We start from the raw sequence: 14380 nt of genomic DNA, 5'->3' as shown, positions 1-14380 counted from the left end.
ATAACTCCTTATCCTTTAAGAGATGATATCTTAATAATTGGATCAACTATTTCTAAAGCGACACAATCTACCATGCCTAAATCAGTAATTGCCAAATCTGGAATTGCCGTAATTGGTAAAAATGACATATAAAATATTGGATCAGGTAAATCACTACCCATTAAATTTGACCCTTTTCTTAGCGCAATTTCGCCAGTTTCAATTTCACTTGGTAATAAGTCGCTCATGATACCACCCACAGGTAATGCTAAAAATGAAATAATTTTTCCATCAATAACAACAATTTGACCACCGCCTGCTTTAATTAATTCATTTGTAGCAATCGACATATCATTTGCATTGACACCCATAACGACAATATTATTATCATCAGGTGCAGAAGATGATGCCATTGCCCCTTTTTTCAAGCCCCATCCAGATGTAAATCCAAGTGCCTGATTTCCATTTTTACCAAATCGTTCTAATACAGAAACTAAAGCGACATCTTTTTCTGGACTAGGTTGTACGATATTATTTTCTATCGTTAATTCAACATCTTTTCTTTTTCGAACAAAAGCACCCTGACTATTAATTGTTTGGACAGTTGCCATTCCTACTTTTTCATTAACTTTATATTCAAAATCTTTTTCAGAGGTTAACTCATGCTTCAACTGGCCTTTAAATAAATTACTTCTGATTGGTGCAATCAACATTTCACTTATTTTTTTATTTTTGGCAACAACTTTGCCCCGACTAATAACCATTTCTACATTAAATGAACTTGGCTGATCAACAATCAATATGTCAGCAAGTCTTCCTGGCGATACAGACCCAACTTGATCATCAATTCGATAAGCTTCAGCACTATTTATTGTTGCCATTTGAATTGCTGTAATTGGTTCTACACCTGCTTGAATAGCTAATTTAACAAGGTTATCAAGATGTCCTTTTTGTAAAATATCAGATGCAGTTACATCATCTGTACAGAAACTAACATGTCGTGCAATTGCTGGATTAACTTCAGTAACTGCTCGAATATTTTCTGCCAAGAAATGTGTAACGGATGATTCCCTGATTAAAATATTCATCCCATTCCGTGCTTTTTCAACAAGCTCCTCATGACTATAACTTTCATGATCTAAGCGAACACCACTTGCTAAATACTCATTCAATTTCAATCCGGTTGCCATTGGTGCACAACCGAAAATGGGTTGGTGATTATTTTGTGCGTGAACCAACGTTTTTAACGTATCTTCATCTTGTGTTTCAACAGCTTCTCTAACCGTTTCCCAGATACCGTAACATTCTGTCCATTTTTGAATTGTTTCTTGAACATCTGAATCGATGTTAAAAGCAATTGTTGATTTTGGAATTGTATATGGTGTCTTATATGGTGCACCCCAAAATAAATTAAGCGGTAATTTTTCTACCTCTTTAAAAACTTCTTGAACACCTTCTAGTCCGGCAACTGATATTGTTTCATCTAAACCAGAAATAATACTCGTTGTTCCAAAAGGTACAACAGCATTAGCAAAACTTGTCATACTCATTTTGCTACATTCAACGTGAATATGTCCGTCAATTAATCCTGGCGTTATATACTTTCCAGTTGCATCTATATGTTCCGTATCATTGCCGATATAAGCTTCAATATTACCTATCGCAACAATTTTCTCTTTATAGATAGCTACATTTGCTTGATAAATCTCACTTGTCATAACATTAACTAACTTGCCATTTTCGATTACTAAATCTGCAGGAATTTTTGCTGCACCTGCAGAAATATAGTCTTTTAACTGTGCTAACGTCTGTGTCATTTAGTTATCCACCCATCAATTTTATATGTTATTGAAGAATATTTAATACGTAAAGTAAGAATAGGAATACAAAGAACAAGATATACATTACAGGCCCGATTTCTTTTCTACGACCTGCTGCCATCATTGTAATTGGGTATAATACGAAACCAAAGGCAATACCATACGAGATGTTGTAAGTTAAAGGCATTCCGACAACCATTAAAAATGCTGGTACTGCTACTTCAAATCGACCCCAATCAATACCCTTTAATGATTGTGCCATTAAAATACCAACAACGATTAAAACGGGCGCCGTCACTTGTGATGTCACAACTGTCAGAAGTGGTGAAAAGAATAAACTTAGAACGAACATAAACCCGACAACTAATGATGTCAGTCCAGTTCTTCCCCCAACTGCAATTCCAGCTGATGATTCAACATAAGCAGCAGTTGGTGTTGTTCCCAGAACAGATCCGGCTAACATTGAAGCAGAATCAGATAATAACGCGCGACCAACTCGTGGCATTTTATTATTTTTCATAAATCCTGCTTGAGTAGCTAACCCGATTAAAGTTCCCGCCGTATCGAAAAAGGCTACCATCAAGAATATTAAAACAACAGACCAAAGTTGAAGTGAGTTAATTTTATGTAAATTTTCAACCCCTACTCCAAATGTTGGTGCCAAACTTGGAACAGAAGAAATAATATGTGTTGGTAATTTGATAAGTCCCATAACTAACCCTAAAATAGTTGTCGCAACCATTCCAATAAAGATTGAGCCAGGAATTTTTTTAGCCATTAAGATAACAATCACAACGAGTCCAAAAATTGTCAGCCATGTAGTTGGCACCGTTAGTGAACCAATCGCGACCAATGTTGATTGGTTTCCAATGATAAGTCCACCTTCTTGTAATCCAACAAAAGCGATAAACAACCCAATACCTGCGGCCATTGCTAATTTTAAGTCATGTGGAATTGCATCTATCACAATTTCACGAATTTTAAAGAACGTAATAAGCATAAAGATAATTGAGGCAACCACAACACCGGCCATTGCCGTTTGCCATGGAATACCCATTCCAATAACAACTGAATAAGTAAAGAATGCATTGTCACCTAATCCTGGAGCAATTGCGATAGGATAATTAGCTAAGAATGCCATCAAGAAACAACCGAACGCGGCAGATATTGCTGTTGCTGTAAACACAGCTCCTTTGTCCATACCCGCAGCGCCCAAAACTTGAGGATTAACGAATAATATATAAGCCATAGATACGAAAGTTGTTAATCCAGCCATTGATTCACGTTTAACCGTTGAACCTGACTCATTAATATGAAATAACCGATCAAAAATACCTGATTTTCCCTCTGTATTATTCATGCAATATAATCTCCCTATGTTGTGATTTTTTATATTATGTACAGTATATTACGCGAATTAAATAAAAAATCAATACAAAATACGCACTTTTGTAGATTTATTAACATTTAAAGTTCGTGTTTTGACTATTTTCAAAAATAAAAAAACTGTTAAAAAGGTTTTAACAACCAATCTAACAGTTTTTAAGTGCTAACTAACTTTTATATTTTTTTAATTTCCGTAAGGATTATCGATTAATTTAGTACGTTTAACTTCATCAATATTATGCGTTCCAGTTAATTGCATTGTTAATTCTAATTCATGTTGGAAGTAATTAAAGACATTTTGAACACCTTTATGACCACCAAGTGCCAAGCCATAAACAACTGGGCGACCGATTGCAACTAAGTCTGCACCACTTGCTAAGGCTTTATAAACATGAGCTCCACGTCTTACACCACTATCAAAGACAACAGGCACACGCTTATCAACAGTTTCTGCTACTTCTTGAAGTGCATCAAATGCAGCGATTCCGCCATCAATTTGACGACCACCATGATTTGAAACCCAGACGCCACCAGCACCTGAATTAATTGCAACACTTGCATCTTCTCCACCTTGGATTCCTTTAACAAAGACAGGTAAACCTGAATATTCTGCTAAGAATTCAACATCTTTTGGACTTAAGCGTTGCTTTGCTGAACCATAAACAGCATCCATTGTTTGACCAACACCACTTTGATAAGCTTGAACAATTGGCATTGCTAGTGGGAAAGTGAATCCATTACGTTTATCTGTTTCACGATTACCACCAACAGTTGCATCAGCAGTTAAAACAATTGCTTTAACCCCATTAGCTTTTGCTTCATCCATAATATTACGATTAATACCATCGTCTTTACTCATATAGAATTGGAACCATTGTGGTTGACCATTAGCTTGACTTGATATTTCTTTAAATGATTTCGTTGCAAATGAACTTGCTGTGTAGATTGAACCATAATCTGAAACACCCTTAGCGCTATCAATTTCACCTTTAACATGAGCTAATGCATGTGCAGCAACTGGTGCCATAATAATAGGCGATGTGATTTCATCTCCGAAAATAGTTGTTTTTGTATCGGGATGATCAATTTCTTGTAACACTCTAGGTCTAATTAGTTTATGATTAAATGCCTTTATATTTTCTTCTAAAGTATACAAATCTCCAGCTCCACTAGAGATATAACCAAATCCACCCTTTGGAATAATCTTTTCTGCATCTTTTTCTAAATCAAAAGCATTAATAACGGTAATATCTTTTTCTAAATCGCTTGTAATGTAATCTGTCATATTAAACTCCCCTTTTATGTTGCACCCAACTTATCTTGTCTAAATAATAGCACTGAATAAAGCATTGTGCAAGCGTTTGCACACATAACTACTAATATTTTTTTATCTATAAATATTAACTACTACTAACACTATTCTATTAATTAAAAATGAGATAATTCACCATTTAATTAGGTAAATTATCTCATTCCATTTAAAGCTAAATATCGTTACGTCTATAGTCCATTAGTCCATGACTAATTTCAGCTGTTTGCCCATATACCTTCGTATAAAGTTGGTATAATTTTCCCTATCTCATCCCTATAAATAATTCAATTTTCCTCTAAAATCTTCAATACTTTGGTACCCTTTTTCTGCCATAATTTCTTCTAGCTCAGTTGTTAGTCGTTCAAAAACAGCGGGTCCTTCAACCATCAACGCTGTTCCAACTTGCACCATACTTGCTCCACATAGAATATGTTCAAAAACATCTTTACCAGTTTGAATGCCACCAGTTCCGATTACTTGAATATTCTTATTTAATCGTTGATAGAACGCATGTACATTAGCTAAAGCAGTCGGCTTAACATATTCGCCGCCAATACCACCAAAACCTTGCTTGGGTTTAATAACGACCGTTTCTGTATCATCATTAATATATAGTCCATTCCCAATACTATTGATACTATTGACATAAGACAATGGATATTTATTTAAAATAGCAGCCATTTGATCAAAATGAATAATATCAAAGTACGGTGGTAATTTAACTCCTAACGGTTTGTGATAACTATTAAAAACAGCTTTTAATATCGCATCAACTGTTTCAAAGTCATAACCCGTTTGGGGCTTTCCTGGTACATTAGGACAAGATAAATTTAATTCAACAATTCCTGCAAAATCTGAATCTGTTACTTTTTGAAGTAACTCGAGATCTTCCGCTAGATTAAAACCCGTAATTGATAAAAAGTATGTTTTACCAGGATGGTTTATCTGATTTTGAGAGACAAAATCTAAATAGTAATCAACGCCATTATTTGGTAAGCCCATTGAATTAATACTACCGAATTCTGTTTCAAAATAACGAGGTTCTGGATTACCCTTACGTGGTTGAAGCGTGCCACTCTTCGTTACAAAAGTTGCCGCCTTAGAACTTTCGACGGCAAGTAATTCGTCGCTATCCATACAATAAACACCCGATGCATTCATCATACAATTATCAAAATTTGAACCCGCTAAAGTCGTTGCTGTTGAAATCAAAAAAATCCCTCCTTCATATTGATACTAGTATACCTTATCAAAATTCAAATTGTTACTTTTTTCACAAAAAAAGACAGCGATATCATTCGCTGTCTTAAACGTTTTATTTTAAAATAATTTGGTAAGCATATCGTGCTGAGTTAACGCCATCTTCCATATGAATGATACCTTTATAATCAAATCCATTTGAGGTAATGACATGTTGCATCCCTTTATTTTCAGGATGTGTATCAACGCGAACATCTTTGTAACCCAATGATCTCGCAATTGTTAATAAGCCTGAAATCATTTTTTCTGATAAACGTTGACCTCTAAATTTTGAAGAAACAGCAACTCGATGAATAGCCGAATAACGTGCTTGTGGGCCATTAATCCATTCGCCATCTTCAATGTTAAGATACATAGGATCTATTCCTAGCCAAAGTGCAGCAGTTCCTGCGATTTCATCTCCAACCATTAAGACATAAGTCAATTGATCTTTAATATCTTGTTCTAAATGGTTCGCCGCCGGGTAAGCACCTTGCCATTGGTCAATTCCCTGTTCTTTAAGGTAAGCTTTTGCTTCCTCAATAATTCCTGTAATTGCTGGTAAGTCTTCTGGCGTTGCCAGTCTTAAGTAAGATACAGTCACTGTTACACATCCTTTATTATGCTTAATCTATTCGTATAAATACGATTGAAAAATTATTATATCGCATAATTTATCAATATACAATAAAAATACCCTTTAAAATTTACTATAAAAAACCTCTATTATTGAATTAAAATTCAATAATAGAGGTTTAACTTAATAATAAATTATTTCAGACATTTAACCTATGCTACAGCTAAGAATAACCCTGCGGCAATCACTGCGCCAGCAAATGGTCCGAAAATTGGTACCCAACTATATGACCAATCTGATCCACCTTTGTTCGCAATTGGTAAAATAGCATGTGCAATACGAGGACCTAAATCACGGGCCGGATTAATTGCATAACCAGTTGTCCCACCAAGTGAAAGACCAATACCAACAATTAAGATACCAACAACGACTGGTGTTAAACCATCTGTAAAGTTACCTTTTGTGAATGCTAGCAAACTAAAGATTAAGACAAATGTCCCAATTAATTCACTTAAAAAGTTATATAGATTACTTTTTATTGCAGGAGCAGTTGCGAATGATCCAAATATTGCATCAGAATCTTTCGTCTCTTTCCAATGTGGCATGTATTGAACCCATACCAGAAAAGCACCAACGATACCACCAGCAACCTGGACAACCATATATGGTAATACAGAAGACCAAGCAATCTTACCAACAATTGCCATTGCCAAAGTTACAGCTGGATTCAAATGTCCTGGTCCCATAAAGGCTGACGCATAGACACCCAAGGTTACGGCAATTCCCCAACCTAATGTGATTGCAATCCAACCAGCACCTTCAGCTTTTGACTTACGTAACGAAACACCAGCAACAACCCCATTACCTAATAATACTAAAATCATTGTGCCTAAAAATTCACCCAAAAGTTGCGTCATAAGACTTGTTGTCATCACACTCACCCCTATTTTTGATGGTTATTTTAAGTAATTCATATCTGATTCTGCAATTGTTGCATCTAAATCTGCAGTTTGTTTTGCTTTTTCTTCTTTAGTCCAGCTATAGTAACTTGCCATTTCGTTAATTACGCCAACTTTAACAGCATCTAATGTATCGCGATGGAAAAGAATATGGTTAGTACGACGCATTAAGTAATCAGTTGGTGTTAACGTCATTTCTTCTTCCATTGAATAGTGAAGACTAGCTGTTTCACCTAAAGAAAGTCCTTCTGCTGCTTTAACGTGAGTCATTTGACTAAATACACGTGCTGCATTTGAACCAAATAAGTTAGCAAATACTGTAGCTTCTTCTTCAGTCAACCCATTGTCCATTCCTTGTTTTGCGAAGAAACTAATTGTTGCTTCAACGTTGTTAGGATCAATATCACCACCTGAAACAGGTAAGTTTTTAGAATCAATCGCATTGAATTCTTGACTATAATTATCTTTCAATAATTTTGTAATTGCAGCCATGGCACCGGCAGCCATCTTACGGTAATCTGTAATTTTACCACCAGCTAATGTTAATAAGCCATCTTTTGAAATAGTCAATGAACTTCCACGTGAAACTTGTGATGCACTTGTCTTATCTTCAGAAAGTGTACTTTCCAAATCATTCAAGACATCTTCAACATCTGTTTTAGTTACTTCATCTTTTTCAAAACGTTCAATAACGTTAATAACATCATTGAAACTCTTCTCACTAATTTTACCTGAGTTTCCACCATTGTAATCTGAACTTCCGTTTGATGAAATCAATGGACGTAATCCAGCCCAACTTGATTCAATATCACTAATTTTGACATTAGCTGTTGGGAAACGTTCGTTAATAATATCAAGTAAGTAATCAGCATCTTCTTGTTCAACACGAGGATGTTCAAAATCACCATGGAAATCAGTATCTGTTGTTCCAAAATATGTTTTATCTTCTCTTGGCACAACGAAGATCATACGACCATCTTGTTTTCCAGAATCAAAGTATGTTGGTTGTGGTACATTTAATTTTTTAGAATCAACAACTAAATGAACACCTTTTGTTGGGCGCATTTGTGGTACAAAATCTTCATCAGTATCCATTTTACGGATAAAATCAGACCATGGACCCGTTGTATTAATAACATATTTAGCATGAATATCAAATTCTTCGCCACTAATTAAATCTAATACATGAACACCAGTAATTTTACCGTCAGCATGCAATAAGTCTAAAGCCTTGATACGACTAACCATCAAGCCGCCATCTTCATGTGCTTTTTTGATATTTTCAATAACTAAACGTGAATCATTATTCTTAAAATCAAGGTAGACACCGCCACCCATTAATTTATCAGATTTTAATTGTGGTTCGCGTTGTAAAACTTCTGCTTTAGAAATTGTGTAGTTAACCCATTGAGGATCAACAACACCTGCCAATTGATCATATAAATTCATTGCAACTTTTACTGAGAACATATCAAAAGTTGCGCCGGGTTCATCATAAATAGGCAATAACATTGATTGTGGACGTGGAATATGTGGTGCAATATGTTGAACCACTGCACGTTCTTGAACAGTATCAGAAACAACTCCGACGTCGAATGTCTTCAAGTAACGAATACCACCATGAACTAATTTTGTTGAACGCGATGATGTTCCTTCAGCGAAATCTTGCATTTCAATTAATCCGTTATTTAAACCCATAGCACTTGCTTGAATAGCAACGCCGGCACCGGTGATACCACCACCAATTGTTAATAAATCCAATTCTTCATTCTTTAATCGTTCGATATCTTGTTTTCTTGATGTTGCTGAAAATGACATAGTTGTATCCCCCTTATTTATTGTTTTTCTTCATTGGTTTATGTTTAAATACTCGAGTTGCTTCAACCGCTTGTTGCCAACCTGCGTATAGATCTTCGCTTTCTTCCACAGGCATTGTTGGTTTAAAAATATCCCCTTCAGTATACTCAGCTTTGAGTTCTTCTAGGTCTTTCCAATAACCAACGGCTAATCCAGCTAAGAAGGCTGCTCCTAAAGCAGTTGTCTCAAGGTCATGAGCACGTTCGATAGGTGTATTTAAAATATCTGCTTGGAAATTCATCAGATAATCATTCTTAGCTGCACCACCATCAACTTTTAGTAACGGAATTTTAATTCCCGTATCTAGTTCCATTGTTTTCACAACATCTCTAGTTTGGTAAGCCAATGATTGTAACGTTGCTTTAATGAAATCTTCACGTGTTGTTCCACGAGTAATTCCAAAGACTGAACCTCGTGCATCAGGATCCCAATAAGGTGCTCCCAATCCTGTAAAGGCAGGTACAACATAAACTTCATTATCATTCGTCGATTCTTTAGCTGCTTGTTCTGTGTCTGGTGCATGTTCCACCAAGCGCATCCCGTCTCTTAACCATTGAATTGCTGAACCAGCAACGAAGATACTACCTTCCAAAGCGTAATAAACTTTACCATTAATCCCATAACCAATTGTCGTTAATAAATTATTTTTAGATAATTTAGGTTCTGTCCCTGTATTCATGACAATAAATGAACCTGTTCCATAAGTATTCTTAACCATTCCTGGTTCAAATGCCATTTGACCAAACAAAGCAGCTTGTTGATCTCCAGCCATTCCTGAAATTGGCACTTCACTACCATAAAAATGATAATCTTTCGTATGTCCGTAAACTTCAGAATTTGATTTAACTTCTGGTAACATAACTGCTGGAATATTCATAATTTTTAGAATTTCTTCATCCCACTTCAAATCATGAATGTTAAATAACATTGTCCGACTAGCATTAGAATAATCAGTTACATGTGTTTCGTCACCTGATAATTTCCATGTTAACCAAGTATCAATAGTTCCAAAAAGTAATTCGCCTTTTTCGGCTCTTTCTTGGGCGCCATCAACATGATCTAAAATCCAACGAATTTTAGTTGCTGAGAAGTAGGCATCTATCAGTAATCCTGTCTTTTCATGAATTAATTCATCATAGCCATCTTGTTTTAATTGTTCCGCAATTTCTGCCGTTTGACGTGATTGCCAAACAATTGCGTTGTAGATGGGTAATCCCGTTTTCTTATCCCAGATAACAGTTGTTTCACGTTGGTTGGTAATCCCAACTCCTGCTATTTGCTTAGGTTTAATCCCGGAATCGATAAATGTATTTGCGATTGTCGATAATACTGCGTTCCATATCTCATTTGCATTGTGCTCAACCCAGCCAGGTTGAGGAAAATATTGTGGAAATTCGCGTTGTGCATCAGAAACTTTCTGACCTTTGTGATTAAATATAATTGCTCTTGTACTTGTCGTTCCTTCATCAATAGATAAAATATATTTTTCCAAATAACTCACATTCTTTCTTTTTAATTATTTATGAAAACGCTATCATTTACCAATATGGATATTATACATCTTCAAAAATACGTTGTCAATTAGATTGCGCAAAATACATTGTTACAAAATTTGTTATTCTCCCTCGTTTTGTAAACCTTTTCTTAAAATTATGGTATATTGGGACTAGTACCAATATGATTTTAATCTAGGGAGGTTATACTTATGAAAGCATTTGGCTTTAACCAATATGGTGACGCAACCGTATTTGAGGAATTAAAAGTTAATCCAGAAGTAGCGCTTAAATCAAAACAGGTTAGGGTTTCAATCGAAGCGATTGGCATTAACCCATTTGATGCAATTTTACGTGCCGGTTATATGAAAGACGTTATGCCTTTACCATTTCCAATTGTACCTGGAGGTGACGTAACGGGTATTATTACTGAAATTGGCGATGAAGTTACTCATTTTAATATCGGTGATGCTGTTGTTGTTCATAAGGCTTTCGGTGGCTACGCAGAAGAACTTGTCGTCTTTACATCACATATTGCTAAGCGACCTGATAATATGACGATTGCTGAAGCTGCTGGGCTACCAACACCTGGTATAGCGGCATACAATATTTTGAACTTTTTTGCAAAAGCAAGGGCTGGTGAAACCATCTTTATTGAAGGCGCTTCTGGAAGTGTCGGATCGATTTTAGTGCAACTTGCTAAATTGATGGAATTAACTGTTCTCGCTAGTGGTTCAAGCACCAACGAACCCTATGTTCGTCGACTAGGTGCAGATCATTATAGCGCCTACGATAAAGAAAATCCCGCCGAAACTTTTAAAGATATGGCTGACATTGTTGTTGATGCAACTCCTGGCGGTCTTGGCAGTGAGGTAGGCGTCAAAGCATTGAAGACAAACGGCAGAATGGTATCGTTAGTTAGCGTTCCAACCGACTCTGTTCAAGCATCAAAGCCACTCGCAGATTACTACCTTGTTGAGAATGTTAAAGAGTTAAAAGATAGTGACACGCTAACTTTCTTAACAGATTTAATGATGCAAGATGAATTAGAAATTAAAATAGCAAAAAAATATCACTTTAATTTAACCGATATTATTGAAACCCATAAACAATTAAATTCACCACATAATGCAGGTAAAATGGTTATAATCGTTAAAGGAAATTAAAAGTCTAAGGAGCATTTATTATGTCAGTAAACGAAAAGTTAACACAAGATGTTTATAAAGATTTAGGTGAAGCTGTTAATTTCACCATTCTAAACTTAAATCACAAAGATCAAAAAGTTGAATTAGAAGCAGTTCAAGAGCTATCTGACCGTATTCCGGCCATCATCCGTAGTATGAACGTTCGTTATCCAAAAGCTAACTTAAAAGTTGCCTTTGGTTTTGGCTCTGATGCTTGGGATTATCTTTTCCCTGATGCTATCAAACCTGTTGAACTTACCCATTTTAAAGAAATTGTTGGGCCTAAATACACTGCCATTTCAACTCCTGGCGATTTATTCTTTCATGTTCGCGCTGGTGAAAGTGCTGTTGTCTATGAAGTTATGGCGCAATTTATGCTTTTCATTAAGGATGTCACAACTGTAGAAGATGAAACACACGGCTTCCGTTATTTTGAAGGCCGCGCCGTTATTGGTTTCATTGATGGTACTGAAAACCCAGATGTTAATGAAGCACTCGATTACGCCGTTATTGGGGGCGAAGATCCTGATTTTACAAACGGTTCTTATGCTTTTGCTCAAAAGTATATCCATAATATGGCCGCTTGGAATGCCTTAAAGACTGAAGACCAAGAAAAAGCAATTGGTCGGAAGAAAGATTCTGATTTAGAATTAACTGACGAAGAAAAATTACCAAATTCTCATAACGTTGCTTCACAAGATATGAAAGATGGCATTGAGCATAAAATTGTCCGTATGAACGTTCCCTTCTCAGAACCTGGGAAAGACATTACAGGGACATACTTCATTGGTTACGCACGTCATTTTGCAGTAACTAATCGAATGCTCATTAATATGTTCGAAAGTAAAAGTGATCGATTATTAGATTTCAGTACCGCTGAAACCGGTAATTTATTCTTTATCCCTTCAAAAACAACTTTAGAACAAATTGTGGATGGAAATCTATAACACGAAAGTCTGAGATTATTTTTTCAGATGCAGATAAAATTCTCAATTATTATCATTAGAAATCTAAATCGGTGCTTACGAATCTTTATTTTCGTAAGCACCGATTTTATTTGATATAAATCATATTTGATTACTCTTCTTACACAAAAAAAGGATATCGCTTTAACAGCGATATCCTTTAAAATATTAATTATTTTTTAATTTCAACATATTCAAGATCAAACATCTTAGCAAGATCAACAACTTGTTGTTCCTTCACGTTCATTGAAAGAACAGTATGATGACCACCACCATTTTCAATCCATGAATGAACGCCTTCTTTAAAACTTGGTTCTGGAATCCATAATTGACGAGCTACTGGCAAGTTAGGAGCTTCAACTTCTGGTTTTTGACCTTCAACAGAGTTAATTAATAATTTGTATTCAGTACCAAAGTCAGACATTGAAACAACGACACCTTTACCATTTGAACCATCAAAGATCAAACGAGCTGGATCTTCGCGGTCACCAATACCTAATGGATGTACTTCCACGCGTGGTTTTGTTGAAGCTAATGTAGGATCAACTTCTAACATATGTGAACCAAGAGTTACTTCATGACCCGCACGTAAATCATACGTGTAATCTTCCATAAATCCAGTAGCTTTATTATGTGCAAGAACCTTCATCAAACGGTCGATTGCAGCAGTCTTCCAGTCACCTTCACCAGCGAAACCATAACCTTCAGCGTTTAAACGTTGAACAGCCATACCTGGTAATTGTTTCATGCCCCAAAGATCTTCGAAGTTAGATGTGAATGCATTGTAGCCACCACGTTCCATAAATTTACGTAAAGCAATTTCAATTCTAATTTGTTCTTTAACATGGTCTTCGTAGAAGGCAGGATCGTTGTCGCCAACAACCATATCGTACATACTTTCACATTCTTTATATGTTGCATTAATTTCAGCGTCAGTTACTTCTTTCATTTCAGCAACTAAATCACCAATACCAAAGTAATCTACAGTCCAACCAAATTTGATTTGTGCTTCAACTTTATCACCATCTGTAACGGCAACATTACGCATGTTATCGCCAAAACGAGCAACTTTAATGTTGAAACTTTCACCGTAAGCAACAGCAACATCCATCCAGTCAGCAATTTGTGATTGAACTGCTTCATCTTTCCAGTAACCAACAACAACTTTATTATGTTTTTGAAGACGAGCATTGATAAAGCCGTATTCACGGTCTCCATGAGCACTTTGGTTTGTGTTCATGTAATCCATATCAATTGTTGACCAAGGAATATTTTCACCAAATTGTGTTGCTAAATGTAGCAATGGTTTTTGTAATAATTTTGTTCCACGAATCCAGTTTTTAGCAGGTGAGAAAGTATGCATCCAAGTAATCACACCAGCAACTTTGTCTTCAAAGTTAGCTTCTTTCATGATGTTAGTAATAACTTCAGCAGTTGTTGCAACTTCTTTAAAGACAATTTTGTATGGTAGTGAACCACTAGCATTTAAATTATCAATAATTTTTTCTGCATCACCTTGAACAACGTCTAAAACATCTTGACCGTATAAACCTTGACTACCGACAACGAACCAAAATTCTTTTTCACTAACTTTTAACATAATATAATT

General features: G+C 35.8%; 11 protein-coding genes. 2 read left to right on the top strand and 9 right to left on the bottom strand.

Annotated elements, in window-relative coordinates:
* Window positions 1–8 precede the first annotated feature (8 nt).
* The 8 genes from AC1RO3_RS00885 to glpK all read right to left on the bottom strand — a co-directional run bounded on the left by AC1RO3_RS00885 (window position 9) and on the right by glpK (window position 10621).
* Window positions 9–1796: an adenine deaminase C-terminal domain-containing protein gene (locus tag AC1RO3_RS00885; protein ID WP_481760999.1), complete on the bottom strand. Its 1788-nt coding sequence runs from the start codon at window positions 1794–1796 to the stop codon at window positions 9–11.
* Between the two features lie 28 nt (window positions 1797–1824).
* Window positions 1825–3159, bottom strand: a complete 1335-nt coding sequence (locus AC1RO3_RS00880; RefSeq protein ID WP_481761000.1) for an NCS2 family permease — start codon at window positions 3157–3159, stop codon at window positions 1825–1827.
* A 210-nt stretch (window positions 3160–3369) separates the two neighbouring features.
* Window positions 3370–4470 carry a lactate oxidase gene (locus tag AC1RO3_RS00875; protein WP_481761001.1) on the bottom strand — a complete coding sequence of 367 codons (1101 nt, stop codon included), beginning with the start codon at window positions 4468–4470 and terminating at the stop codon, window positions 3370–3372.
* A 300-nt stretch (window positions 4471–4770) separates the two neighbouring features.
* Window positions 4771–5709, bottom strand: coding sequence for a dihydroorotate oxidase (locus AC1RO3_RS00870; RefSeq protein ID WP_481761002.1), 939 nt, complete (start codon window positions 5707–5709; stop codon window positions 4771–4773).
* 103 nt (window positions 5710–5812) lie between these two features.
* The gene (locus AC1RO3_RS00865; protein WP_409021765.1) at window positions 5813–6340 is read right to left on the bottom strand and encodes a GNAT family N-acetyltransferase; all 528 of its coding nucleotides are present in this window, start codon (window positions 6338–6340) and stop codon (window positions 5813–5815) included.
* Window positions 6341–6525: 185 nt separating this feature from the next.
* A complete protein-coding gene (locus AC1RO3_RS00860) occupies window positions 6526–7245 on the bottom strand; it encodes an MIP/aquaporin family protein (RefSeq protein ID WP_409022824.1) in 720 nt (239 codons plus the stop codon).
* Between the two features lie 24 nt (window positions 7246–7269).
* Window positions 7270–9090 (bottom strand): type 1 glycerol-3-phosphate oxidase, encoded by a 1821-nt coding sequence (glpO, locus tag AC1RO3_RS00855; RefSeq protein ID WP_481761003.1) that lies wholly within the window; start codon window positions 9088–9090, stop codon window positions 7270–7272.
* Window positions 9091–9103: 13 nt separating this feature from the next.
* Complete coding sequence (gene glpK, locus AC1RO3_RS00850) at window positions 9104–10621, bottom strand: glycerol kinase GlpK (RefSeq protein WP_481761004.1); 1518 nt, start codon at window positions 10619–10621, stop codon at window positions 9104–9106.
* A 213-nt stretch (window positions 10622–10834) separates the two neighbouring features.
* Between glpK and AC1RO3_RS00845 the strand changes: the two genes are divergently transcribed.
* Window positions 10835–11788 carry an NADP-dependent oxidoreductase gene (locus AC1RO3_RS00845; protein WP_481761005.1) on the top strand — a complete coding sequence of 318 codons (954 nt, stop codon included), beginning with the start codon at window positions 10835–10837 and terminating at the stop codon, window positions 11786–11788.
* Between the two features lie 20 nt (window positions 11789–11808).
* Entirely contained in the window at window positions 11809–12753 is a 945-nt protein-coding gene (locus AC1RO3_RS00840) for a Dyp-type peroxidase (RefSeq protein WP_481761006.1), read from the top strand.
* A 190-nt stretch (window positions 12754–12943) separates the two neighbouring features.
* Here the strand turns inward: AC1RO3_RS00840 and araA are convergent, their stop codons facing one another.
* Entirely contained in the window at window positions 12944–14371 is a 1428-nt protein-coding gene (araA, locus tag AC1RO3_RS00835; protein ID WP_481761007.1) for an L-arabinose isomerase, read from the bottom strand.
* Window positions 14372–14380: the final 9 nt, after the last annotated feature.

The organism is Dellaglioa sp. CoH-57-MRSF-19, assembly GCF_056781975.1.
The sequence above is the reverse complement of the archived record's forward strand: the minus strand, read 5'-3'. Positions and strand labels throughout refer to the sequence as shown.

Coding starts and splice junctions, on each gene's coding strand:
- AC1RO3_RS00885 (WP_481760999.1), bottom strand. CDS start 1,796: ATGACACAGACGTTAGCACAGTTAAAAGACTATATTTCTGCAGGTGCA.
- AC1RO3_RS00880 (WP_481761000.1), bottom strand. CDS start 3,159: ATGAATAATACAGAGGGAAAATCAGGTATTTTTGATCGGTTATTTCAT.
- AC1RO3_RS00875 (WP_481761001.1), bottom strand. CDS start 4,470: ATGACAGATTACATTACAAGCGATTTAGAAAAAGATATTACCGTTATT.
- AC1RO3_RS00860 (WP_409022824.1), bottom strand. CDS start 7,245: ATGACAACAAGTCTTATGACGCAACTTTTGGGTGAATTTTTAGGCACA.
- glpO (WP_481761003.1), bottom strand. CDS start 9,090: ATGTCATTTTCAGCAACATCAAGAAAACAAGATATCGAACGATTAAAG.
- AC1RO3_RS00845 (WP_481761005.1), top strand. CDS start 10,835: ATGAAAGCATTTGGCTTTAACCAATATGGTGACGCAACCGTATTTGAG.
- AC1RO3_RS00840 (WP_481761006.1), top strand. CDS start 11,809: ATGTCAGTAAACGAAAAGTTAACACAAGATGTTTATAAAGATTTAGGT.
- araA (WP_481761007.1), bottom strand. CDS start 14,371: ATGTTAAAAGTTAGTGAAAAAGAATTTTGGTTCGTTGTCGGTAGTCAA.